The following is a 23,639-nucleotide window of genomic DNA, read 5'->3' on the forward strand; positions in this document are numbered from 1 at the left end:
TCAATGATTATGCCGCGGGACGCCAACATTCTGGGCGAGCTTTTGATATTCTTCCGCGCCTTCCAGGATGGCACCGGTATCGGCCTGGCCGACGACGCTGCGCTGCATCTCCTGCCACGGCGTCTGGCTCGCGGGGAAGGCGTAGCCGCCCGCCGCATTCAACGCCGCAAGACGCTGGGCCAGTTCGGCGTCGGACACCAGCATGTTCGCTTCTCCCTTGCGCAGGTCGATCCGCACCCGGTCGCCGGTGCGCAGCAGCGCCAGGCCCCCCCCCGCCGCCGCTTCGGGTGAGGCATTGAGGATCGACGGACTGCCGCTGGTCCCCGACTGACGCCCGTCGCCGATGCACGGCAGCGCGTGGACGCCCGCTTTGATCAGGTTGACCGGCGGGCGCATGTTGACGACTTCGGCCGCGCCCGGATAGCCGATCGGCCCGGCACCGCGCATGATGAGAAGCGTGCGATCGTCGATGCCGAGCGCGGGGTCGTCGATACGCGCGTGATAATCCTCCGGCCCGTCGAACACCACCACCGGTCCTTCGAACGCATCGGGATCGGCGGGATCGGAAAGATAGCGGTCGCGGAATTCAGGTGTGATCACCGACAATTTCATGATCGCACTATCGAACAGATTTCCACGCAGCACCGACAGTCCGGCGGCGGGCAGGATCGGGTCATCGAAGCGACGGATAACGCGCGCATCCTCGATTTCTGCGTCGCGGCAATTGTCGCCGATGCTGCGCCCGTTGACGGTGAGCGCGCGCTCTTCGATCAGGCCCTGGCCCATCAACTGCGCGACCACCGCAGGGACGCCGCCTGCGCGGTAATAATCCTCGCCCAGATATTCGCCCGCGGGTTGCAGATTGACCAGCAACGGCACGTCGCGACCATGCACTTCCCAATCGTCGATCGACAGTTCGACGCCCAGATGCCGGGCGATCGCGTTCAGATGGATGGGTGCGTTGGTCGATCCCCCGATCGCGGAGTTCACCCGGATCGCGTTGAGGAACGCCGCGCGCGTCATCACGTCGGACGGCTTGCGGTCGGCATGGACCATCTCGACGATCTGTTTGCCCGTCAGATAGGCACATTCCTGACGGTCGCGGTACGGCGCGGGGATCGCCGCCGATCCGGGCAAGCTCATGCCCAGCGCCTCGGTCAGCGAGTTCATCGTCGTCGCCGTACCCATCGTGTTGCAATAGCCGGTCGAGGGCGCCGACGACGCGACCAGTTTGATGAAGCCCTTATAGTCGATCTCACCCGCCGCGAGCAGTTCGCGCGCTTTCCAGACGATCGTGCCCGAACCGGTGCGCTCGCCCTTATGCCAGCCGTTGAGCATCGGCCCCACCGACAGCGCGATCGCCGGAATGTTGACCGTCGCTGCCGCCATCAGGCAGGCAGGCGTGGTCTTGTCGCAACCGATCGTCAGCACGACGGCATCGAGCGGATAGCCGAACAGCAGTTCGACCAGCCCCAGATAGGCGAGGTTGCGGTCAAGTCCGGCGGTCGGGCGCTTTCCAGTTTCCTGGATCGGGTGGACCGGAAACTCGATCGCGATCCCGCCCGCCTCGCGAATCCCCTCGCGCACGCGTTCGGCCAGCACGATGTGGTGGCGGTTACAGGGCGACAGGTCGCTGCCGGTCTGGGCGATGCCGATGATCGGCTTGCCCGATTGCAGTTCGTCGAGCCCCAGACCGAAATTCATGTACCGTTCCAGGTACAGTGCGGTCATGTCGGCATTGTCGGGATCGTCGAACCAGGCGCGCGACCGGAGCGGTTTGGGGGTCGTTGGCGAAGAGTCGCTCATGCGGAAAGATGCCTGTCGATCAATTGGCGGCGGTGGAGAAACGCAGCACCATGCGGTTGGAATAGGTTTGGCCGGGGTCGAGCCGCGCCGAGGGAAAGGCGCTTTGGTTCGGGGCGTCGGGAAATATTTGCGGTTCCAGACACAACCCGTCGCCCTGGCGATAGATCCAGCCGCCCTTGCCGGTCACCGACGCGTCGAGGAAATTGCCAGAATAGAATTGCACGCCCGGCGCGGTGGTCAGTAATTCCATCACCCGGCCCGATCCGGGATCTTCCAGCTTGGCCGCGGGGCGCAACGTTCCGATCGCGCCGTCGATCACGTAATTGTGATCGTAACCGTGCCCGATCCGTAACTGGGCATCTTCGCCCTGGCGGATGCGGCTACCGATCGCGGCACTTCTTCGAAAATCGAACGGTGTGCCGTCCACCGGCGCGAGCGTGCCGGTGGGGATCAGCGTGTCGTTTACCGGCGTATAGCGCGCGGCGTTCAGCGTCAGCCGCTGCGCCATAACGTCGCCTTTGCCCGCCAGGTTGAAGAAGCTGTGATTGGTGATGTTGACGATTGTCCGCCTGGTCGTCGTCGCGCGGTAATCGATGGTCAGTTCGTTGCTATCGCTCAACGCATAGGTCGCGGTGACGGTCAGCGCGCCGGGGTAGCCGCCTTCGCCATCCGCACTGACATATTCCAGCACAACGCGTGCGGTGGGGCCGCTTTCGACCGACCGGATCGTCCAAACCCGCTTGTCGAAACCACGCACGCCGCCGTGCAGATGGTTGACGCCGTCATTCGCCTCCAGCCGATGTGTGGTGCCGTCGAGATCGAATGTGGCGCCGGCGATGCGGTTGGCATAACGCCCCACGGTCGCACCGAAATATTGCGGCTGGTCGAGATATTCTTGCGCGCTGTCATAGCCGAGCACCACGTCCGCCAGCGTGCCCGCATGGTCGGCGACGTGCAGCGCCTGAAGCGATGCGCCGAGCGTCATCACTACCGCCTTCGTGCCGCTGGCATTGGTCAACTCGACCTTTTCGATCGCGGTGCCGTCAGACAGTGCGCCGAAGCTCGAACGCACCGCAGTTCCGGCCAGTGCCGGGGTGGAAACACTCGCCAGAGCCATGAAGATCGCTGCCTTGAAGCCTGTATGCACATCCGCCCCCTGTTTTATACTCAGACAAATGCCAAAATTTGCGAGCGTGCACAAGTCGTATGTCGCCAAGGAGAACTTGGATTTTCGTCGGTTCCGGTGCGCGCGGTGCCTCGCGTCGTTCGCGATCGATGGGTTCGATCGGAAACGCTCATCGTGGTTGCGGACCGATCAGGATAACATGAAGGAAGCGCGGGCCATGTGCGCCGCGGATATATTGCCCCTCGATGTCGGTGGTGCCCGATACGCCGGTGATCCAGAAGCGGCTGCGCGGGATCGCAGCGGGTTCCGGGATGTCCTCTAGCTGAGCGACGAGATCGGCGGCGTGGACGATGACGATGTGGTGTAGCGCCAGGAAATGCGCGAGCATCGGGCGGTCGGGACCGGTGTCGATAACCAACGTCCCACTTTCCGCCACCGCGGACACGGCACGCGCCACCACCACGCCGCCATCGATCGACAAGTGTTGCGTGGTCGCAAGCGGTGCCCAGTCGGTTTCGATCATCGGGCAGGCGATATGGACGAGGGGCGGGAGGGCGTGTTGGGCCAGATAGCGCGCGACGGCGGCAGGCACGTCGTGGTTGTTCGCAACGTGATCGAAACTGGCCCCGACCGACGGTTTGGCAAGTGCGTCGGCGAAGGCCTCGGCGAGCATGCCCGCGGGGGCAGGGCGTTCGACCTGCCCGACCAGCGCAGCCGCGTGCGCGGCGATGGCGTCGGGGGTCGCGGTATCGCCCGACAGTGCCGCCAGGATCGCGTCGCGCGCGGTCATCGCTCGCCCCTGGCATAGCGTTCGACGAAGCTCGCATTCGATTGCGGCGCAGGGAAGTCGCGGTGACGCGTCCAGCCGCTGGCGAAGGGGATTGCGTGCAGCCAGCGTTTGCCGATCCGCCTGAGCAGCCAGTTGCCCAGCCCGACCGCTCGGCGATAGACCCAGGGGTGCCCCGCCAGTCGCGACCATGCGCCGATCCCCATGCGGGCTGACACCGGCTCCAGCCCCTCGCGCCAGCTTTTTTCGCGCCAGCCGCGCAGCAGGGTGGGGAGGGGAATGTCGACCGGGCATACTTCGCGGCACTTGCCGTTCAGCGTGCAGGCATGGGCAAGGTCGCGGGTTTCGGCATTCAGCCCGTCGATCGCAGGCGTGATGACCGCCCCCATCGGGCCGGGATAGGTGCTGCCATAGGCATGGCCGCCCACTTGGCGGAACACGACGCAGTGGTTCATGCACGCGCCGCAGCGGATGCAGCGCAGCATCTCTGCCAAGCCGTGGCTGCGCATCCGCGTGCGGCCGTTGTCGACCAGAACGATGTGCATCGCGTCGGGGCCGTCGGCGTCGGCCGCGCGCTTCGGCCCGGCGTAGAAGGTCGTATATTGGGTCAAGTCCGCACCCGTCGCCGATCGCGCGAGCAGGCGAAGCAGGTGGACGGCGTGGGGCATCGACGGCACCAGCTTCTCGATACCCGCGGTGACGATATGCATCCGCGGCGGGACCAGCGAGAGTTCGGCATTGCCTTCGTTGGTGACGGTGCAGACCTGCCCCGAATCGGCGATCAGGAAATTGGCGCCTGAGATGCCGACATCGGCTGCGAGCATCTTGTCGCGCAGGTGCCGACGCGCACTCTCGGCCATCGCCGCGATCGTTTCCTCGACATGCGGGTCGGCGTGGCGGGCACGGAACAGCGCGGAGACCTGCTCGCGCGTCTTGTGCATCGCCGGCCAGACGATGTGCGACGGCGGTTCGTCGGCCAGCTGGATGATGTGTTCGGCAAGGTCGGTCTCGACCCGCTCGATCCCCGCTTCGGCCAGCGCATGCGGCAGGCCGATTTCCTCGCCGAGCATCGATTTGGAGCGGGCGACGCTTTTCGCGCCTGCCTGTTGGCAGAGATTGATGACGATGCGACACGCCTCATCGGCATCGCGTGCCCAGTGGACGACGGCACCGGCCGCGGTCGCGTTGCGTTCGAACTCGACCAGATAGTGGCCGAGATGCTCGATCACATGATCCTTGATCGCGGCGGCGCGCTTTCGGGCGGCGTCGAAATCGGAGAATGCGGCCACAGCGGTTGCGCGTTTGGCTTCGGCGGTTCCGGCGGTGCGTTCCACCGCGATCTTCAATTGCCGGTCGGCAAGCGCGGCATCGACGCGGTCGGTGAAGGCGCTCACCGGTCTTCGCCGATCGCGGGGCCGTCGCCCATTCCGGCGATGATCTCGACTGCATGCATGGCGCGGACGGGGGAACCATCGCGGTGGAGTTTGCCCGCCATGTTCATCAGGCAGCCGAGATCGCCGCCCAGCAATAGTTCGGCACCGCTGGCGGTAATGTCCTCAGCCTTTTCGCCGACGATCGCGTTAGAGATCGCCGAATATTTGACGCAGAAGGTGCCGCCGAAGCCGCAGCATTTCTCGTCGTTGGTGAGGGGCAGCAGTTCGAGGCCGTCTATCGCGCCCAGCAACTGGCGCGGCTGGCGCTTGATGCCGAGTTCGCGCAAACCCGAACAACTGTCGTGATAGGTGGCGCGGGTGGAAAGCGAGAGGCCGTCGGGCTTCCAGCGCATGACCTGGTCGAGAAACGACAGGATTTCCCACGTCTTTGCCGCCAGCGCCTCGGCGCGCGGCCTCCATTCGGGGTCGTCCTCGAGAATTTTGGGATAATGGACGTGGATCGTCGCGGCGCACGAGCCGCTGGGGATGACCGCATAGTCATAGGGTTCCAGCAGCGCGATGGTGCGGCGCGCTTGCGCGGCAGCCTCGTCGCGCGCGCCCGAGTTGAGCGCGGGCTGACCGCAACAGGTCTGCGCGAGCGGGACATCGGCGTCGCACCCTGCGGCCTCCAACGTGCGCAGCGACGCGAAGCCGACCGACGGGCGCATCGCATCGACCAGACAGGTCGCGAACAAGGCGACGCGTGGCCGCGCGGTCATGTCAGCCCGTGGGTCTTCGCCCAGCCCAGGAAAAGTTCGGGCCAGGGGGAGGGGGCACCCGCCGCCTCAAGCCCGAAGCCGTGGCCGCCGCGTTCGAACAGATGCAATTCGGTCGGAACGTTCGCGGCGCGCAGTGCCGTCATCATTGCGATGCCGTTTTCAGGCGGCACGACGCGGTCGTCGATGGCGTGCGCCATGAAGGTCGGCGGGGTGCCGGGGGCGATGCGCGCATCGGCGGCAAAGGGCGCGGCGCGTTCCGGTGCGACGCCCTTGCCGAACATCTCGTCGCGCGATCCGTCATGGACATGCGCGCCGGTCATCGAGACGACGGGGTAGAGCAGGCCTGCGACTTTGGGCGCGAGCGGCAGGCGATCGGTGGCATCGACGGCGCGAAAGCTCGCGATGTCCTGCCGTGCAGAGAGGCGCGCGGCCAGATGCCCGCCCGCTGAAAAGCCGAGCACGCCGATGCGGTCGGGGTCGTAATCCTTCGCGCGTGCCCGGACGAGCCTGAGTGCGCGTTGTGCATCCTGAAGCGGCGCGTCCGGCCCGGCAGCCCAGCCATCGGCAGGCAGGCGATACACCAGGATATGCGTAGTGAAACCGCGCGCCGCGAACCATTCGGCGATGGCGAAAGTGCCAAGGCCGACTGCGACCCGGCGATAGCCCCCGCCGGGAATCAGAAGCAACGCCGCACCGTTCGATTTGGCGGGACGTACCGTGGTGAGGGTCGGGCGCGTCACGTTGACGAAGGCGGTATCGGCGGCGGGGCCGGTGGGGGAGCGCGGGATTTCGCGTTCGGTGACGGTGACACGCTCACCACCGGGCGCTGCGCCGGGCCAGAGGGCGATGCGTTCGTGTGTCGCCTGCGCCGCCGCCAAGCGTGCCGCCGCGGGAAGTGCGGCGAGCGACGCGCCAGCGCCGATTAGCGTGCGGCGGTCGAAACACGTCACTGGCAGGTCCAGTCGCCCGCAGGCGTCTCTCGCGCGAGTGCAGGACGATCGGCCTTCACGCTCGACGATACGGGCAGGTTCAGCCGCGCCAGTTCGCCCGCGATCAGGTTTGCCACCTGACGCGCCCCCAGTTCGCTGAAATGGGTATCGTCGGTGATGCCGTTCGGAAATGCCGCCTGCTGGCCCTTTTCGTAATGCAGGAAATAGGCCTTGGCCCGCTCCGGACCCGCTTGCGTCAGCCAGCGCCGCGATAGTGTTTCCAGATCGAGCAACGTGGTGTTCGTTTCACGCGCGACGACGCGCGCAACCGAGCTATAATCGGCGAAATCGGCCTTGGCCTCCGCACCGTCATAGGAACGGCGGGCGACCGGAGTCAGGATGACGGGCGTCGCGCCCTTCGCCCGGACATCGGCGACGAAGCGGGTCAGGTGCTGGCGGTAATCGGTGGTAGCGGGCGCATAGCGTGCCGGGCGATTGCGATTGGCGTCGTTATGGCCGAACTGAATGAGCACGGTGTCGCCGGGCTTCAGGTCGCCGATCAATTTCGCCCAGCGGCCTTCGGAAACGAAGGTGCGCGTGCTACGCCCGCCGATCGCACGATTGTCCACCGCCACGCCGTTCAGGCCGCATTGTAGCACCTGACCCCAACCGCTCTGCGGATAGCGGTCGCGATTATAGGTCTGGGCGGTCGAATCGCTGGCGATGAACACCGTCTGCCCGGCCAGTGCGAGCGCAATGAGTCCGCCGATCACTGGAGGTTCACGAACATGCCGCCATCGACGAGCAACGCTGCGCCGGTGACATAAGCCGCCATGTCGGAGGCGAGGAAGACGATCGGCCCGACCATATCCTCGGGCTGGCCCAGCCGTCCGAGCGGCACGCGGCTTTCCATGTAGGTGCGCTTCTCGTCGTCGGCGAGGTCGTCCTTGTTGATTTCGGTCAGGATCGTGCCGGGCAGCACCGAATTGCAGCGGATACGGTGCTTGCCGAGCGCAATCGCGGTCGACTGCATCAGCGAATGCACCCCCGCCTTGGTCGGGGTGTAGTGCGTCTGATATTCCCCACCGACGAGCGCGGATATCGATGACACTGCGACGATCGCACCGCCATCGCCCTGATCGACCATCGCCCGCGCCGCGGCCTGCACCATGTAATAGGCACCGTGGAGATTGACGCGCAGCGTGCGCTCCAGCGTTTCGGCAGGCATGTCGAGAAAGCCGTGGAACGGGCAGATGCCGGCGTTGGAAACCATCACATCGACGTGGCCCAGTTCGGCCTTTGCGCGCGCGACGAAATCGGTCGCGGTCGCTGCATCGGCGACATCGCCCTTGATCGCGATGCCCTTGCGACCCAGCCCGCGGATCGCCTCGACCACGGCCTCTGCATCGTCATCGCGGCTGTGATAGTTGATCGCGACATCGGCACCATGTTGGGCCGCGCCGATCGCCGCGGCGCGACCGATCCCGGTCGATGCCCCCGTCACGAGCACGGTTTTGCCATCGAGCAATTTCACAGGCGTCCTCTCCTCACTTATCGTTCTACTTCGGTTTGCGGCGGACCGGAGTCGCTCCCTCCACCCAGCCCAGATCGGTGCTGATCGCGCCCGCGGTCGCCCGCACGTCTGCGCTCAGCGCCGCCATCCGGGCATCGTCCATATATTGCGCCGCGCTCGACACGCTGATCGCGCCGACGATGCGGCCCGATGCGTCGCGGATCGACGCGGCGACGCAGCGGATCAGATCCTCGTTCTCTTCAAGGTCATAGGCGCGGTCGGCGGCGACATAGCCCCGCATCCGTTCCGCCCAGACCTTGTAATCGGCTTGCGGCGCGCCGCGCTGGCGATCGGCGTTGAACAGGTTTTCCCATCCATTTTCGGGATCGTCGAGCAGCAATGCCTTGCCCAGGCCCGTCGAGGTCAGCGGCTGGCGGTCGCCGACGCGGCTGGAAATTTCGACCCGGCGGCGACCCGGAATCTTGTCGAGATACAAAGCCAGATCGGCGTCCCGACGCCCCAGATGCACCGTATCCTCGGTCGCGGCGGCCAGCGATTCGAGATGCGGACGCGCGAGTTGCACCAGATCGGCCTGGCTCTGCGCGAGGAAGCCCAGATGGAGCAGCTTCGGCCCCAATTGATAGCCTTCGCGCGGTAGAAACGTCAGAAACCCGCGATCGACCAGGGCATTGGCGAGCCTGTGCGTGGTCGAACGGGTCAATTCCATCCGCGCCGATAAATCCGCAAGTTTGATGGGGCCGTCGATCACTTGGTCGAGCATGTCGAGGCCGCGAAGCAGCGTCTGGCTGCCCTGCACCTTGTTGCCGCCGGAATTGCCGGTCTCCGAGCCGCTGCTCGAATCTTCGTTTGACGCCTGTTGTCTCATCTAGTAATACCCTATCCCATAAAGTGAGAAAGTAAAGCGGTTACGCGATCCAGCGACCGTGACACGGACGTGGCGCTTCTGGCGTCCTTCGTATCATATGCTGGAACGAGTGTCCGCGATGCAATTTTACGTATCCTGGCCGTCGGGGGCGGCATGGGAAAATTGAGGGAGGGGCGCCCGATGGGCGGTGCAGCGTTGCCCAAGATCAAGCAGGTTCGTGCCTATACCGTGCGCGGTGGCGGGGCCGATTACCACGATCAGGGCGAAGGCCACTGGATCGACAATCACATCGCGACGCCGATGTCGCGCTATCCCGAATATCGTCAATCGCGGCAAAGCTTCGGCATCAATGTGCTGGGGACGCTGGTGGTCGAAATCGAGGCCGATGACGGCACGATCGGGTTTGCGGTGACGACGGGTGGAGAACCGGCGTGCTTCATCGTCGAAAAGCATCTCGCGCGCTTCCTCGAAGGGCGCAGCCCCACCGAATATGAGCGCATCTGGGACCAGATGTATTTCTCGACCCAATATTACGGGCGCAAGGGGTTGGTCGTGAACGCGATCTCGGGCGTCGATCTGGCGCTATGGGATTTGCTGGGCAAGCTGCGCGGCGAGCCGGTCTATCAGTTGCTGGGCGGCGCGGTGCGCGACGAGTTGCAATTCTATGCGACTGGCGCGCGGCCCGATATCGCCAAGGAACTGGGCTTTATCGGCGGCAAGATGCCGCTGCACCACGGTCCTGCCGAGGGCATCGAGGGACTGAAGAAGAACATCGCCGAACTCGCCGAGATGCGGTCGCGCGTCGGGCCGGATTTCTGGCTGATGTGGGATTGCTGGATGGCGCTCGACGTCGATTATGCGACGCGCCTTGCCATCGCCGCGCACGAACACGGCCTGAAATGGATCGAAGAGGCGATCAGCCCCGACGATTATTGGAGCTATGCCGAATTGAAGCGCAACGTGCCCAAGGGGATGTTGGTCACAACCGGCGAGCATGAGGCGACCCGCTGGGGCTTTCGGATGCTGATGGACATGGACTGCTGCGACATTATCCAGCCCGATGTCGGCTGGTGTGGCGGCGTGACCGAACTGCTCAAGATTTCCGCGTTGGCGGACGCGCGCGGCAAACTGGTCGTGCCGCACGGATCAAGTGTTTACAGCTATCATTTCGTCATCACCCGGCACAATTCGCCCTTTGCCGAATTTCTGATGATGCATCCCGGCCCGACGGAAGTCGTGCCGATGTTCCACCCGCAATTGATCGGCGAGCCGGTGCCGGAGAACGGACGGCTCAGGGTCACGGCGCTCGACAAGCCTGGCTTCGGGGTCGAGCTGAACCGCGATCTCGACATGCATCGCCCCTATACGCACTAAGGACTGGCTGCCCATGAAACTCTGCCGTTACGGCGCCGCGGGCGCCGAAAAGCCCGGACTGATCGATGCGGACGGGCGCATCCGCGACCTGTCCGCTCATGTATCCGATATCGGTCCCGACACGTTGGGCGGCGATATACTAACCAAGCTCGCCGCGATCGACCCGGCCTCGCTGCCTCTGGTCGAGGGCCATGAACGGTATGGCCCCTGTGTCGGCGGCACGCGCCAGTTCGTCGCGATCGGCCTGAACTATGTCGATCACGCGCATGAATCGAACCTGCCGATCCCGGAAGAGCCGGTGGTGTTCAACAAATGGGTCAGTTGCATTCAGGGTCCGAACGACCCCGTGACCATCCCGCGGGATTCCAAGAAGACCGACTGGGAAGTCGAACTCGGAATCGTCATCGGCACCACGGCATCCTATGTCGATGAACCGGCGGCGCTGGATCACGTCGCGGGCTATTGCGTCGTCAACGACGTGTCCGAACGCCATTGGCAGACCGAGCGCGGCATGACCTGGGACAAGGGAAAGGGCTTTCCGACCTTTGGCCCCGTCGGCCCATGGCTGGTGACGCGCGACGAGGTGGGCGACGTCCAGAACCTGTCGATGTGGCTGTCGGTCAATGGCAAGCGCGTACAGAACGGCAACACCAAGACGATGATTTTCAACGTCGCGCAGATCGTGTCCTATCTATCGGGCCTGATGACACTCCTGCCGGGCGACATCATCACCACCGGCACGCCGCCGGGCGTGGGGTTGGGCCAGAAGCCCGAGCCCTGGTATCTGAAGGCCGGGGACGTGGTCGAACTCGGCATCGAAAAGCTGGGCGAGCAGCGCCAGGACTTCGTCGCATGGAGCGCAGCACGATGAGCGTGTTTGGGGGGCGCTTTGCCGGGCGCGGGGCGATCATCACCGGCGGCGCGTCGGGGCTGGGCTATGCGGTGGCCGAACGGATCATCGCCGAGGGCGGCAAGGTGTCGCTGTGGGACATGAATGGCGGGCTGGAGGAATCGCGCGAACGACTGGGCGGAGTCCACGGCGTCTCGCTCGACGTGGCGGACGAGGCTGCGGTCGTTCGCGCCGCGCAGGAAAGCGCCGATGCGCTGGGCAGTATCGACATCCTGATCTGTTCGGCGGGCATCACCGGCGCCACCGCGCCGGTCCACGAATATCCGCTCGATAGCTGGCGGCGCGTAGTCGATGTCAATCTCAACGGGTTGTTCTATTGCAACCGCGCGGTTGTGCCGTTCATGCTGGAGCGCGGCTATGGCCGGATCGTCAACGTGGCATCGGTCGCGGGCAAGGAAGGCAATCCCAACGCATCCGCCTATTCGGCGACCAAGGCGGGGGTGATCGGGCTGACCAAGAGCCTGGGCAAGGAATTGGCGGGCAAGGGCGTGATCGCTAACGCGCTGACCCCCGCGACCTTCGAAAGCCCGATCCTGGAGCAACTGCCGCCGAGCCAGGTCGATTACATGCGCTCGAAAATTCCGATGGGGCGGCTGGGCGAAATCCACGAAAGCGCCGCGATGGTGTGTTTCATGGCCAGCGAGGAATGCAGCTTCACCACCGCATCGACCTTCGACACGTCGGGCGGACGCACGACCTATTAGAATCAGCCGTCATTCCCGCGCAGGCGGGAATCCATAATCGATAAGATCAAAGATAGAGGCGCTTCGGTAGCGCATATGGATACCCGCCTTCGCGGGGATGACGGGAGGAGAGGAGGACAGGTGAACCGCATCCCCTTCATCGACGCACACGTCCATCTGTGGGATCTGTCGCAGCTCCGCTATCCGTGGTTGACGCCGCCCTTTGCCGATGATGGTCCCAACGGTTCGGTCGAGGCGATTGCCCGCGATTACGGCCTCGACGATTATCTGGCCGATGCCAGCGGGTGGGACGTGCGCGGGATCGTCCATGTCGATGCGGGTGCCGATCCGCGTCATGCGCTGCACGAAACGCGCTGGCTGCAACAGATGGCCGATACGCGCGGGATGCCGAACGGTATCGTGGCGTTCGCCGACCTGTCCTATCCCGATCTCGACGCGTTGCTTGAGGCGCATACCGCGCACGCCAACGTTCGCGGCATTCGTCACATCGCCAACTGGCACGCCGATGCAAAGCGGAGCTACACGCCACGCGATTTCACGCAAGACGATGCCTGGCGGCACGGGTTCGCCCGGTTGGCGCATCACGGGCTCAGCTTCGACCTTCAGGCCTATCCCGGCCAGTTCGCCGCGCTTGCTGCGCTGTTCGAGCGGCATCCCGACATCCCCGTGATGATCAATCACGCGGGTATGATGCTGCCGGGAGAGGAAGACGAATGGCGCGTCGGCATCGCGCGGATGGCGGCGCTGCCGCAAGTCGCGATCAAGCTGTCGGGGTTCGGTTTCACCCGTCGCCCATTCGATGTCGAGATTGCACGCGGCATCATCCTGTCGGCAATCGACGCGTTCGGCACCGACCGCGCGATGTTCGCCAGCGATTTTCCAACCGACAAGCTGTTCGGCGGCTTCGATGAGATGCTTTCCGCTTATGCCGATATCGTCGGCGATTTCACGGACGGCGAGCGCCGTGCGCTGTTCGCGGGCAATGCCAACCGGCTGTACCGACTGGGGATCGCATTATGACGCCCAATCCGCTGATGGGGGTATTCTATCACTGGCTGGGCGGCTTCGCCTCGGCGAGCTTCTATGTTCCCTATCGCGGGGTGAAAAGGTGGAGCTGGGAAATCTACTGGCTGACCGGCGGTATCTTTTCCTGGCTACTCGCGCCCTGGTTCTTCGCTGCGCTCCAGACCGAGGATTTGCTCGGTGTCTTCGCGCGAACGCCCGCCGCGACGATCGGTTGGCCGATCTTTTTCGGGCTGCTCTGGGGTTTTGGCGGGCTCGGTTACGGGCTGGTCATGCGCTATCTCGGGCTGTCGCTCGGCATGGCGGTGGTGTTGGGGCTGTGTACCGTGTTCGGCACGCTGATTCCGCCGATCTTTGCAGGCGAGTTCGCCGAGAAATTGCTGTCGAGCGTATCGGGGCTGATCATCCTGGCGGGCATCGCGTTGACGCTGGTCGGCATCGTCGTCGTGGCGATGGCGGGCGCCCGCAAGGACGCGGCGCTGAGCGACGAACAGAAAGCCGCCGCGGTCGCCGAGTTCGATTTCCGCAAGGGTATCATCGTTGCGATCTTTGCCGGGATCATGTCGGCCTGTTTCGCATTTGGATTGGCAGCGGGCGAGCCGATCAAGGCGTTGTCGGCACAGGCCGGAACGGGGCCGCTGTGGACCGGCCTCCCCGTGTTGTGTCTGGTGATGTTCGGCGGCCTCATCACCAACCTGATCTGGTGCAGCTTTCTGATCCTGCGCAACAAGACCGCATCCGAATGGGTCGGACGGGGTGGGGCGGTCGGCGCGCCATTGGCCCGCAACCTCCTGCTCTGCGCAATCGCCGGCGTGGCGTGGTATTTCCAATTCTTCTTCTACACGATGGGCGAAAGCCAGATGGGGTCGCTCGGCTTCTCCAGCTGGACGCTGCACATGGCGAGCATCATCATCTTCGGCACGCTCTGGGGCTTCGCCTTTCGCGAATGGAAGGACGCAGCACCCCGTGTCCGGGCGATGGTATGGGGCGGGGTCGCGATCCTGATCCTGGCGACGGTGATCATCGGATACGGCAATCTTCTGGCATCCTGACGGAGTGAATTCATGCGCACCCTGATCCTGTCGGCCATGCTGGCCACCGCCGCGATCCTCCCCGGATCGGCGCAGCAAGCCAATGCGCCAGTCGAGGCGAGCTTGCTGCTCCCCCAGATGCAACTCCACGACCCGTGGATCGTCGCGGACGAGGCGACCAAGACCTATTATCTTTTCAACCGGAATGAGACCGCGATGTCGGACGATCCGCGTCTGGGGACGATGGTCTATACCAGCAAGGATCTGAAACACTGGACCAAGCCGAAGGTCGTCTTCGCACTGCCGACGAGCGGCGTGTGGGCCAAGGCCGGAAGCTGGGCGCCCGAAGTCCACCAGTGGAAAGGCAAGTGGTATTTGTTCACCACCTTCCATGACGAGGCCGCGAAACTGCCGGTGCAGGGCAATCGCAAACCCTATCGCCGCGGCACGGTGATGGCGGTCGCGGACCGGGTCGATGGTCCCTATACGCTGGTCGACAAGGGCGAGCCGGTTGCGCCCAAGGAGTTGATGACGCTCGACGGGACGCTCTATGTCGATCGGCAAGGCAAGCCCTGGTACGTCTATGCGCATGAGTGGCTGCAAACGACCGTCGGCACGATCGCGGCATTCCCGCTGACCGAAGATCTGAAGCGCGCGGGTGAACCGCGGACGCTGTTCAAGGCGGATGAGGCAAGCTGGGCGCGGGGCCAGCTTCAACCCGATGGCGACCGGGTATGGGTGACCGACGGGCCGGAGTTTTTTCGGACCAAGACAGGCACCTTGCTGATGCTATGGTCGAGCTATGGCGAGCGCGGTTATGTCCAGTCGATTGCGCGATCGAAAAATGACGAGATCGACGGGCCGTGGGAACAGCTAGACCCGCTGGTACGACGCGACAGTGGCCATGGTATGCTGTTCCGCCGGTTCGATGGGCAGTTGATGATGGTGCTCCACCGCCCCTTCACCTACGCGCTCGGAAAGCTCTACGAAATGCGCGACGATGGCGACGAGGTGACCGTGGTGCGCGAGGCGACCGAACTGGACCTGGAGGCGTATCCAACGCATCCGTGCAGTACCAAGGAATCGCCGACGGGGAATCCGCTGCCCGAATGCTGAGCCTCAACCCGACGGTTCGGTATCCTCGTAGAGGATCGGCGCGCGCGCATCGGGTGTGTCGGTCCTGAGCGTGAGCCCATCGACCACCAGCCCGCGGACATGGCGACACCATAGCCCCCAAGCGGGCGTGGAGCCGAACATGCTGGGTTCGGGATAGGCAGTGGCGAGCAGCGCAGGCGCATCGTCACGCACCGTGCCACCGCCGAGATAGGACAGGGTGATATCGCGCAGCGTCACGTCCTCGATCCGGTGATCGGGTAACGCGGCGAGCGTCGCGGCGTAGCGCGGGTCGATGCCGGTTGCGCACACGCGCTGAATCGTGATGCGGCGGATCGCGCCGACGCCTGTCCCGGACGGCCCGCGCCCGCGATCGCCAAGGCGGATGAACAGCGGCGCGGTGGTGACGTCCTCCATGTCCAGGTCGCACGCTGTCATATCCTCGATCGTCCCGCCGTCCACCGTCTCGATCGCGAGGCCGCGCGAGCGTTCGAAGCGGCAGCGTTCGATCGTGATGTGGCGGAAGTCACCATTGCTCTCGGTGCCGATCTTGATGCGGCCGGTCACGCGGTCCCGGTCGGGGGCGAGGTGCTGGGTGCGGCCATAGCTACCGTCCAACATCGTCCGCTCGTCCCAGCCGCTGACCACGCAATCGCGGATCGCGATATCCTCGCTGTGTCGGATCTCGCCGAGCGCCAGGCTCGATTTGATGCAGATCGCATCGTCGTTCGGAGTGTTGACGCGACAGCGTTCGATCACCGCGCGACTTGTGCAGTCCAGGTCGATGCCGTCGCGATTGGTATCGATCATGCAATCGCGGATCGCAATATCCTCGCAACCGCTTGCCAGGATCGCGAAATGTCCGGCGCGGGTGATGGTCAGGTCGGCGATCTGGATGTCGCGGCAATGTTTGAGTGCGATTGCCTTGTTACCGCGTCCGATCATGGCTTCAGCGGGCGGTTCAAGGTCGGCGATCTCGGCGTCGCTCATCCCCGCCATCGACAGTGGGCGCTCTCCGGTCTGCGCAGTCCAGCGCGCGCCTGGGCCGTCGCGAGTCAGGCCTTCGCCGTCGATCGCGCCGGGGCCGAGAATTGCGACGTGTTCGATATTCTCGCCCCAGATCAGGCTGTTGTGCCAGTGGCTGTGGCCGAAATCCTGGTAAAGCAGGCCCGCGCCGTCCTCCGGTGGGTCATATGCCCCCCCATGTCGGGCCGGATCGGCAGCGACGATCGTCGCCCCCTCTTCAAGCAGTAAGGTGATGTTACTTTGCAGGCGGATCGAAAAGCTGAGATATCGACCCGGCAGGAAGACCACCGTGCCGCCGCCGGCCGCTGCGGCAATGGCCGAATTGATTGCCGCCGTATCGAGCGTCCGGCCGTCGCCCACCGCACCATGATCGTGCACGTCGATACGTCGCGCCGTGTGAGCAGGGAAGGGCATCAGTCGCCGACGGGACGGGTGTTGCTGCGCGCAATGCTCGGTTCGATCGTCACGGCCTCCGGGAGCGGCGGGCGTGCGGGGTCGAAGCGGGGAGCGACGACATGTGGCGCGAGTTCCACGATGCCGCGCATCTGTTCGGCGACCGCATTGGCGAGCAACCAAGCGCCGTAATTATTGTGGTGCGTCGCGTCGCGCCCGCCATCGTTGAAGGCAAGCGGCGCGCGCTGCGGACCGAGCGCTTCGTAGATCGCGGTGCTGGCGGCGTTCAGGTCGATCAGCGGAATGCGTTCTTCGGCGGCGACGCGTTTTGCTGCGGCGACGTAATCGGCAAGCGTGGATCTGATTCGCGTGCCCTCGAATGTGCGGCGTTCGGGTGAGGTTACCAGCACCGGATGCGCACCCCGCCGCTGCGCTTCGGCGATATAGGCGCGTAGATAGGCGGGATAGGTGTGGGTGGGGTCGACATGGGTTTGCGGCCACCCTTCCTTCTGGTCGTTATGGCCGAACTGGATGAACAAATAATCGCCCGGCTTCATCCGCGACAGCACCTTGTCGAACCGCAGGCCGGTCAGGAAGGATTTGAGCGTCTCCCCCGATTCGGCATGGTTGGCGACCGCGACCCGATCGTCGAGCAGCGCGGGCAGCATCTGGCCCCAGCTTGCCGCCGGTTCGCTGCGCTGGTCGGTCACGGTCGAATCGCCGACCAGATAGAGGGTGGGGACATCGACCGGTTCGATGCGGAGGGATGCGACAGCGGGACCCCCAAGCCATTCGATCGTCAGTCGGTCGTCCCAACTCGGACTGCCCGCTTCGCGATCGAACAGGCGGACGCGGTCGCCGCCGGGGGCGTTTTTGGGTGGAGCGGGAAGTGCGGCATCGCGGACGTTGACGACGAAGCTGCGCGTTTCGAACTGGCCGCGCCGGGTGCGGATGTTGCGCAGCATCAGCCGCCGTGTCTCCGCCTTGACGCTGGTATCGGCGGCGCGAGCACGGTCGCCGATCCGCATCGTCACCCGGTAATTGCCCTCGGGCAGCGCGACCGAGAAAACGCGCGATACGCCATCCGTCGTACCTTCGAACCCGTGATCGCCGTCATACATCTTGTCGGGCGAAACCGCGGTGCTGTCGCCTGATCCGTCGAAGCTGAAGCTGCGCGGTACGGCCGATTGTGCAGCGGCGGGCACGGCCATGCCGATCAATGCTGCCACCACGATCGCCCGGCCGATCATTCGGTGTTCCCGGCCTCCGTGATCGCGAAGGACGGATGCGGCGGCTGGTTATAGGCGGTGTTCTGCCATGCGATCGCCTGCGCATATTGCCGGTCCTGCATCAGCCAGGGCAGCGCGATTTTCGTCGGGATCGACGTGGTGTAGATGCGCAGCTCGCTGCTGTCGTCGCTGCGCAGCACGACCTCCTCGCGCCAGTCGCCCATGATGTCGCCACTCAAAGCAGGCGTCGCTTTGGTGCTGTTGTTCGAATTTGCGCCTTCGGCCTTCAGCAGCACGACCTCGGCTCCCTTGTTCCAGTCCCATTTGGTGATGGTGTTGCCGCTGAGCAGTTCGCGCAAGGCATCACCGTCCCACCAGACCGCGAAATTGGCGTTGCGCGGCTTGCCGCCGGGGATCACCCGTCCGCGCACGTCGTGCAGGCCGGGGGTGTTGGATGCCCAGGTTTCGGAACCGGGATGACGGGGGTCGATGTCGGCTGCCAGCCCGCGTCCGGTGTCGCGCTCGGCAGGTGTGGTCCACAGGATTTCGCCGGTACGCGCGTCGATCATCGCCGCGCCGATCCCGCCATTGCTGCGCACGCTTTCATGCACGCCGTATTTTTCCAGGCCGGGGCGGGCAGGGTCGAGGTTGCCGACATGCATCGCATCGCCGTGCCCAAGTCCCGTGGTCCACAACCCCTTCCCATCATCGTCCAGCGCCATCGCGCCATAGATAATCTCGTCGCGGCCATCGCCATCGACATCGGCAACCGATAATTGGTGATTGCCCTGACCGCCGAATTTCTCGTTCCCCGGCACCGCGCTGTCGAATAGCCAGCGCATCGTCAGCTTGCCCCCACGCCAATCCCAGGCGGCGACCGTGGTCCGTGCGTAGTAACCACGCGCGAAAATCCCGCTGGCGCGCTTGCCATCGAGTTGCGCGACGCCTGCCAAATAGCGGTCGCTGCGATTAGCATAGCCGTCGCCCCAGCGCTTTGTCATCGCCTCTGGGGTCGGGCTGTGGGTGTCGGGGTCGCGCGGTGGGGCGTAGGGTGCGGTGGCGAGCGCCCGTCCGGTGCGGCCATCGAACACGGTCATGAATTCGGGGCCGCGCAGGATGCGGCCTTCGAGCGGGGCGACCTGGCGCCCGTCCGCCAGCGTCTTGGCACCGGTGCGGTCCGACTGCGGGACTTCGCCGGTCGTGCCGCGCCAGTCGGCTTGCGCATCGCCGATCACCTTGCCGGTGCCGTCGATCGTGCCGTCGGCGGTTTTCATCATGATCTCTGCCCGGCCATCGCCGTCGAAGTCATAGACCATGAATTGGGTATAATGCGCGCCCGAACGGATGTTGCGGCCCAGATCGATGCGCCACAATCGCTTGCCGCCCATCGTATAGGCGTCGATCAGCGTCTCGCCGCTATAGCCGGGAAAGGCGTTGTCCTTGGAAATCGAGGGGTCCCATTTCACGACGACCTCTAGCGTGCCGTCGCCGTTGAGGTCGCCGACGCTGACGTCGTTGGCGGTGTAGCCGTAACGCTCGCCCTTGGGGGTGGTCCGGTCGGCGGGCTTGTCGAGCGGGATCGGGAGATAGCCGCGCGCCCAGGGCGTGAAGGCGGGCGAAGGGTGCCTGCCCTCGACCGCCAGCGTATAGCGGGATTGCGGCGTGCCTTCGGAATCGATGAAGCTCGGCACGGTAACGCGCGCGATCTGCTTTCCGTCGCGGTTGACGATGAAGCGCTGACCGGGACGATCGGCCTGTAATTTGCGCCAGCTCAGGTGATTGCCGCCCTCCGATGCGGGGACGGCGACGGGTGCGCGGTCCTGCGCGATCGCGATCCCGGATGTGCTGGCGGCACCCAGCATGATGGTCGCCGAAACGATTGCCCGCATTTCATCCCCTCCGGTTGCTGTTCCATATGGTGGAACTTAAAACCACAATATACGACAATTCCAGGCTCGACCAGAGGCATCGTGACAGCCAAGTCAAGTACCAACATACGGGACGACATGTCGTAATATGAAAAAATGCTTGCACCCATCCCTTGGGGCATGAAATAACGCGGTCAAATCAGGCGACGTTCGAATCGCTAGTCAGACCACAACCCACGAGATGGGAGGGGAAACATGACCAATCCAATGGCAATGCGTACAGTGCGCTGCACCGCTTCCATGTCGGCGCTGGCTGCGTCGCTTTTGCTCGCAGCGACATCGTTCGCGCAAACCGCCCAGACCCCGCCGCCCGCTGAAGCGCCAACCGCTCCGCCCCAGGAAGAGGATGCGGGGAGCGACATCGTCGTCACCGGGATTCGCGCGTCGCTACAAGGGGCGCTCGACGCCAAGCGCAACGCTACCCAGGTGCTCGACGCAATCTCTGCCGAGGATATCGGCAAATTCCCCGACAAGAATATCGGCGAAGCGTTGCAACGCGTGACCGGCGTCCAGATCAGCCGCTTTGACGGTGAGGGCGCAGGGGTCACGATCCGCGGCGCCGATCCGTCGCTGAACCGCGTCGAGGTCAACGGCACCAGCGTACTGTCGACCACGGTCGCGGGCGGTCGCGACGTCGATTTCCGCGACTTGCCCGCCGAATTCGTCAACCGGCTTGAGGTCGTGAAATCGGTCACTGCCGACATGACCGAAGGCGGTCTGGGCGGCACCGTGCGGATCATCACGCGGCGTCCGTTCGACAATGGCGGCGAAACCTATCTGGCGGGGTCGGCACAGACGATCTTCAACCAGCTCGCCGAAAGCTTTGATCCCAAGGCCGCGCTGATCGGCAGCACCACGTTCGGCGACGGAAAGTTCGGCATCCTGTTGTCGGGCACGTACGAAGATCGAACGGTCGAAAGCCATCAGGCGCGCACCACCGGCTGGCGTCAGATCGACGGTAACCCCGCGGTCGCCGGACTTCAGCCGCTCGACCTCGACGGCAACGGCGCGGGCGATTTCTTTCCCGACATTCCCCGCTATGTCATCAATCGGCTGAATACCGAACGGATCGCGTTCAACGGCATTCTGGAATGGCGCCCCGACGACCGGACCAACGTCTATGTCGAGGGGAATTACACCCAGTCCGATCAGGAAGTGTCATCGCAATTCCTTCAGCTGTCGACTGCAGGTTCGGGTGTCTCACTCGATCTGGCGAATACGACGATCGGCGAGGATGACACCGTCGACCGCGTGACGTTCGTCAACAATCCCGCGGCACCCGCGGGACAGCAGCTTCAGGTCGCGTATCGCAACATCCTCGGTAATATCGAACGCAAGACCTATAACCTCGCGGTCGGCGGCGACTGGAAGACCGATACCTTGGTGCTGTCGACCAAGATGTCCTACGCCAAGGCCGAGGCGTATAATAACGAGATCAACGCGACCGCCGACGCCGTCGGGCTGAGCCGCGTCACGATCGATTACAGCAACGACCAGGCCGGGCCGAACATCCAGTTGCCGGTCGATCCGCGCACAACGCAGGGCGTCAATCGCCTGACCGTGCTGCGCCGCCCGCGCTATAACGACCAGCGCGAATTGGCGGCGAAGGTCGATCTGGAATGGAAGCCGCTGGGCAGCTTCATCACCTCGATGAAGACCGGCGCACAGGTTCGCGAACTGACTGCAGACAGTCTGTATTTCAACACCTCGACCGTGCTCGACGGCATCGCCCCAGCCAATGCGGCGGTGCGGAGCAACATCCAGAACATTCTGGCCGCGAACGCAACGCTGGGCGACGTTCCGTTCTTCAAAACGGGCGATCTGGGCTTTGGCGGTCCGGGCACCTGGCTCAACCTGCTGACCCCGGTCGCCGATGCGGTGGGTGTCCCCGATCCGTTCAACTCTCAGGTGTTCACCGACACCTGGGACGTAACCGAACTGAACATTGGCGGCTACGCGCAGGCGGCATTCGCGTTCGATCTGGGTTTCGACTTGACGGGTGTCATCGGTGCGCGCGTCGTCAATACCAAGACGACGAGCAACGGCTTCCGCAGCGCAGGGACGCCCGCGGTCATCACGCCGGTCAGCTTTGATGGCGAGACCACCGAATTCCTTCCCTCGCTCAACTTGCGCGCGGAAATGATCCCCGACCGGCTGTTCCTGCGCGCAACCGCGACCGAAGTGATCGCGCGTCCGTTGCCGCAACAATTGGCACCGCGCTTCACGCTCGACGTCGTCGGCCTGTCGGGTTCTCGCGGCAATCCCGAGCTGGAGCCGTTTCGTGCGCGCCAATATGATGCAGGCGTCGAATATTACATCAACAACACCAGCTTCGCGTCGGTGACCTATTTCCGCAAGGAGATCGGCTCGTTCATCCAGAATACGCTGGTCCCCGAGGTGATCGACGGCGTCACCTACAACATCAACCTGCCGACCAACGGCACGCAAAAAGTGACGATCAACGGCGTCGAGGCCGGGTTGCAACTCGCGCTCGATTTCCTGCCGGGTCCGTTCCTGAACAAATTGGGCGTGATCGCGAACTACACCTATTCGAAGGACAGCGGTTACGAAGGCCGCGATTTCTTCACCGGCGGCGCGCTGCCGTTTCCGGGCCTGTCCGAGCACAGCTACAACATATCAGCCTATTACGAGGACGAGGTGTTCAGCCTGCGCGGCGCGTATAACTGGCGATCGGACTATCTGATCGTGCCCGTCGGGCGCGGCAACAACCCCGAATTCGGCGAGGCTTACGGCCAGTTCGATGCGTCCGCCAATCTGAACCTGAACGACGACGTGTCGGTGTTTTTGGAAGGCGTCAATTTGACCGATGCGACCCGCGCGGAAAACGCCAACAGCATCTTCCGGCGGACCATTTTGGAAACATTCGGTCGGCGGCTTTACGCCGGTGTCCGGTTCCGGTTCTGAGGGCCGGGCAGGCGAATATGCGACGCATCCATACACCAATTTTCGGGTCGTGAATCTCATCAACCGCTCTCCCCTTGCCCGGTCGTCCTTGTGGCGACCGGGTCTCTTTTTATGGGGCGCAGCGATGGTCGCGGGATGTGCTCCGGTCGAGCGCGGAACGCCGGGCGAGGCGGTGCCGATGACACAGAGCGCGTGGCGGATCGAAGCGGAATCGCCGGACGCGACGGTTACGTTTTCGAGCGGGATCATCGACATCGACACGCCCCAGGGATTGTCGCTCTGGTATCGCCAGCCGGTCACCGGTCCGGTCGAAATCCGCTTCGAGGCAATGGCGGTATCCGAAGGCGGACCGAACGATCAGGTCAGTGACCTCAACGCATTCTGGATGGCGACCAACGCCGATGGATCGCCGGTCGACACGCGCCCCCGCAGCGGCGCGTTCGCCGAATATGACGATCTGCGCACTTACTATGTCGGGATCGGGGGCAATCGGAACACGACGACGCGCTTCCGTCGCTATATCGGCAAGCCTGGCGATCGCCCGATCCTGCCCGAACACGACCGCAGCGGCGCAAACGATATGCTGGTGCCGGGTCGCTGGACCGAGATCGCGCTCATCGCCGATGGCCGCCAGATTGCAGTGAAGCGCGACGGCAAGCCGCTGTTCGCACTCGACGATCCCGCGCCCTATGCGCGCGGCCATTTCGCGCTGCGGACGACTTGGAGCCATTTGCGCATCCGCAACGTCCACATCACGCCACTTTAAGCCGAATCTGGGGGAGTC

General features: G+C 64.2%; 20 protein-coding genes. 8 read left to right on the plus strand and 12 right to left on the minus strand.

Annotation, left to right across the window (positions count from 1 at the left end; translation table 11 throughout):
* From ENHY17A_RS06985 to ENHY17A_RS07025, 9 genes are all read right to left on the minus strand, one after another.
* Positions 1 to 1,806, minus strand: a complete 1,806-nt coding sequence (locus tag ENHY17A_RS06985) for an IlvD/Edd family dehydratase (protein WP_159711341.1) — start codon at positions 1,804 to 1,806, stop codon at positions 1 to 3.
* 19 nt (positions 1,807 to 1,825) lie between these two features.
* Entirely contained in the window at positions 1,826 to 2,923 is a 1,098-nt protein-coding gene (locus ENHY17A_RS06990) for an aldose epimerase family protein (protein ID WP_159714267.1), read from the minus strand.
* 178 nt (positions 2,924 to 3,101) lie between these two features.
* Entirely contained in the window at positions 3,102 to 3,722 is a 621-nt protein-coding gene (locus ENHY17A_RS06995; protein ID WP_159711343.1) for a LutC/YkgG family protein, read from the minus strand.
* Positions 3,719 to 5,113 carry a lactate utilization protein B gene (locus ENHY17A_RS07000; RefSeq protein ID WP_159711345.1) on the minus strand — a complete coding sequence of 465 codons (1,395 nt, stop codon included), beginning with the start codon at positions 5,111 to 5,113 and terminating at the stop codon, positions 3,719 to 3,721. The genes ENHY17A_RS06995 and ENHY17A_RS07000 overlap by 4 nt, the downstream gene beginning before the upstream one ends.
* Entirely contained in the window at positions 5,110 to 5,871 is a 762-nt protein-coding gene (locus tag ENHY17A_RS07005) for a (Fe-S)-binding protein (RefSeq protein ID WP_159711347.1), read from the minus strand. The genes ENHY17A_RS07000 and ENHY17A_RS07005 overlap by 4 nt, the downstream gene beginning before the upstream one ends.
* Entirely contained in the window at positions 5,868 to 6,821 is a 954-nt protein-coding gene (locus ENHY17A_RS07010; protein ID WP_159711349.1) for an alpha/beta hydrolase, read from the minus strand. Before ENHY17A_RS07010 ends, ENHY17A_RS07005 begins: the two co-directional genes overlap by 4 nt.
* Positions 6,818 to 7,573 (minus strand): rhamnogalacturonan acetylesterase, encoded by a 756-nt coding sequence (locus ENHY17A_RS07015; protein WP_159711351.1) that lies wholly within the window; start codon positions 7,571 to 7,573, stop codon positions 6,818 to 6,820. Before ENHY17A_RS07015 ends, ENHY17A_RS07010 begins: the two co-directional genes overlap by 4 nt.
* Positions 7,570 to 8,334, minus strand: a complete 765-nt coding sequence (locus ENHY17A_RS07020; RefSeq protein ID WP_159711353.1) for an SDR family NAD(P)-dependent oxidoreductase — start codon at positions 8,332 to 8,334, stop codon at positions 7,570 to 7,572. The genes ENHY17A_RS07015 and ENHY17A_RS07020 overlap by 4 nt, the downstream gene beginning before the upstream one ends.
* 25 nt (positions 8,335 to 8,359) lie before the next feature.
* Positions 8,360 to 9,199 (minus strand): IclR family transcriptional regulator, encoded by an 840-nt coding sequence (locus ENHY17A_RS07025; protein WP_159711355.1) that lies wholly within the window; start codon positions 9,197 to 9,199, stop codon positions 8,360 to 8,362.
* A 153-nt stretch (positions 9,200 to 9,352) separates the two neighbouring features.
* Here ENHY17A_RS07025 and rhmD point away from each other — a divergent pair, with 153 nt between their 5' ends.
* The 6 genes from rhmD to ENHY17A_RS07055 all read left to right on the plus strand — a co-directional run bounded on the left by rhmD (position 9,353) and on the right by ENHY17A_RS07055 (position 15,357).
* The gene (gene rhmD / locus ENHY17A_RS07030; protein ID WP_159711357.1) at positions 9,353 to 10,573 is read left to right on the plus strand and encodes an L-rhamnonate dehydratase; all 1,221 of its coding nucleotides are present in this window, start codon (positions 9,353 to 9,355) and stop codon (positions 10,571 to 10,573) included.
* A 13-nt stretch (positions 10,574 to 10,586) separates the two neighbouring features.
* Positions 10,587 to 11,444, plus strand: coding sequence for a fumarylacetoacetate hydrolase family protein (locus ENHY17A_RS07035; RefSeq protein ID WP_159711359.1), 858 nt, complete (start codon positions 10,587 to 10,589; stop codon positions 11,442 to 11,444).
* Complete coding sequence (locus ENHY17A_RS07040; protein ID WP_159711361.1) at positions 11,441 to 12,187, plus strand: SDR family NAD(P)-dependent oxidoreductase; 747 nt, start codon at positions 11,441 to 11,443, stop codon at positions 12,185 to 12,187. The genes ENHY17A_RS07035 and ENHY17A_RS07040 overlap by 4 nt, the downstream gene beginning before the upstream one ends.
* A gap of 75 nt (positions 12,188 to 12,262) precedes the next feature.
* Positions 12,263 to 13,207 (plus strand): amidohydrolase family protein, encoded by a 945-nt coding sequence (locus ENHY17A_RS07045; RefSeq protein WP_159711363.1) that lies wholly within the window; start codon positions 12,263 to 12,265, stop codon positions 13,205 to 13,207.
* Entirely contained in the window at positions 13,204 to 14,262 is a 1,059-nt protein-coding gene (rhaT, locus tag ENHY17A_RS07050; RefSeq protein ID WP_159711365.1) for an L-rhamnose/proton symporter RhaT, read from the plus strand. The genes ENHY17A_RS07045 and rhaT overlap by 4 nt, the downstream gene beginning before the upstream one ends.
* Positions 14,263 to 14,274: 12 nt before the next feature.
* Positions 14,275 to 15,357 carry a glycoside hydrolase family 43 protein gene (locus tag ENHY17A_RS07055; protein ID WP_159711367.1) on the plus strand — a complete coding sequence of 361 codons (1,083 nt, stop codon included), beginning with the start codon at positions 14,275 to 14,277 and terminating at the stop codon, positions 15,355 to 15,357.
* A 3-nt stretch (positions 15,358 to 15,360) separates the two neighbouring features.
* Here the strand turns inward: ENHY17A_RS07055 and ENHY17A_RS07060 are convergent, their stop codons facing one another.
* From ENHY17A_RS07060 to ENHY17A_RS07070, 3 genes are read right to left on the minus strand one after another with little or no spacing between them, the layout of a single operon-like run.
* Positions 15,361 to 16,758: a rhamnogalacturonidase gene (locus ENHY17A_RS07060; RefSeq protein WP_236547793.1), complete on the minus strand. Its 1,398-nt coding sequence runs from the start codon at positions 16,756 to 16,758 to the stop codon at positions 15,361 to 15,363.
* A 35-nt stretch (positions 16,759 to 16,793) separates the two neighbouring features.
* Positions 16,794 to 18,023: a rhamnogalacturonan acetylesterase gene (locus ENHY17A_RS07065; RefSeq protein ID WP_443018291.1), complete on the minus strand. Its 1,230-nt coding sequence runs from the start codon at positions 18,021 to 18,023 to the stop codon at positions 16,794 to 16,796.
* Entirely contained in the window at positions 18,020 to 19,891 is a 1,872-nt protein-coding gene (locus tag ENHY17A_RS07070; RefSeq protein WP_159711371.1) for a rhamnogalacturonan lyase, read from the minus strand. Before ENHY17A_RS07070 ends, ENHY17A_RS07065 begins: the two co-directional genes overlap by 4 nt.
* A gap of 234 nt (positions 19,892 to 20,125) precedes the next feature.
* Here ENHY17A_RS07070 and ENHY17A_RS07075 point away from each other — a divergent pair, with 234 nt between their 5' ends.
* Together ENHY17A_RS07075 and ENHY17A_RS07080 are read left to right on the plus strand one after the other, a co-directional pair.
* Complete coding sequence (locus tag ENHY17A_RS07075) at positions 20,126 to 22,855, plus strand: TonB-dependent receptor (protein ID WP_236547794.1); 2,730 nt, start codon at positions 20,126 to 20,128, stop codon at positions 22,853 to 22,855.
* Positions 22,856 to 22,979: 124 nt separating this feature from the next.
* On the plus strand, positions 22,980 to 23,621 hold the full coding sequence (locus tag ENHY17A_RS07080) for a DUF6250 domain-containing protein (RefSeq protein ID WP_159711373.1): 642 nt from the start codon (positions 22,980 to 22,982) through the stop codon (positions 23,619 to 23,621).
* Positions 23,622 to 23,639 lie beyond the last annotated feature (18 nt).

Origin of the sequence: Sphingomonas sp. AX6, assembly GCF_902506605.1 — a bacterium.
Taxonomy (GTDB): Bacteria; Pseudomonadota; Alphaproteobacteria; order Sphingomonadales; family Sphingomonadaceae; genus Sphingomonas.

Coding starts and splice junctions, on each gene's coding strand:
- ENHY17A_RS06985 (WP_159711341.1), bottom strand. CDS start 1,806: ATGAGCGACTCTTCGCCAACGACCCCCAAACCGCTCCGGTCGCGCGCC.
- ENHY17A_RS06990 (WP_159714267.1), bottom strand. CDS start 2,923: ATGGCTCTGGCGAGTGTTTCCACCCCGGCACTGGCCGGAACTGCGGTG.
- ENHY17A_RS06995 (WP_159711343.1), bottom strand. CDS start 3,722: ATGACCGCGCGCGACGCGATCCTGGCGGCACTGTCGGGCGATACCGCG.
- ENHY17A_RS07005 (WP_159711347.1), bottom strand. CDS start 5,871: ATGACCGCGCGGCCACGCGTCGCCTTGTTCGCGACCTGTCTGGTCGAT.
- ENHY17A_RS07025 (WP_159711355.1), bottom strand. CDS start 9,199: ATGAGACAACAGGCGTCAAACGAAGATTCGAGCAGCGGCTCGGAGACC.
- rhmD (WP_159711357.1), top strand. CDS start 9,353: ATGGGAAAATTGAGGGAGGGGCGCCCGATGGGCGGTGCAGCGTTGCCC.
- ENHY17A_RS07035 (WP_159711359.1), top strand. CDS start 10,587: ATGAAACTCTGCCGTTACGGCGCCGCGGGCGCCGAAAAGCCCGGACTG.
- ENHY17A_RS07040 (WP_159711361.1), top strand. CDS start 11,441: ATGAGCGTGTTTGGGGGGCGCTTTGCCGGGCGCGGGGCGATCATCACC.
- ENHY17A_RS07045 (WP_159711363.1), top strand. CDS start 12,263: ATGGATACCCGCCTTCGCGGGGATGACGGGAGGAGAGGAGGACAGGTG.
- rhaT (WP_159711365.1), top strand. CDS start 13,204: ATGACGCCCAATCCGCTGATGGGGGTATTCTATCACTGGCTGGGCGGC.
- ENHY17A_RS07055 (WP_159711367.1), top strand. CDS start 14,275: ATGCGCACCCTGATCCTGTCGGCCATGCTGGCCACCGCCGCGATCCTC.
- ENHY17A_RS07065 (WP_443018291.1), bottom strand. CDS start 18,023: ATGATCGGCCGGGCGATCGTGGTGGCAGCATTGATCGGCATGGCCGTG.
- ENHY17A_RS07070 (WP_159711371.1), bottom strand. CDS start 19,891: ATGCGGGCAATCGTTTCGGCGACCATCATGCTGGGTGCCGCCAGCACA.
- ENHY17A_RS07075 (WP_236547794.1), top strand. CDS start 20,126: ATGACCAATCCAATGGCAATGCGTACAGTGCGCTGCACCGCTTCCATG.
- ENHY17A_RS07080 (WP_159711373.1), top strand. CDS start 22,980: ATGGTCGCGGGATGTGCTCCGGTCGAGCGCGGAACGCCGGGCGAGGCG.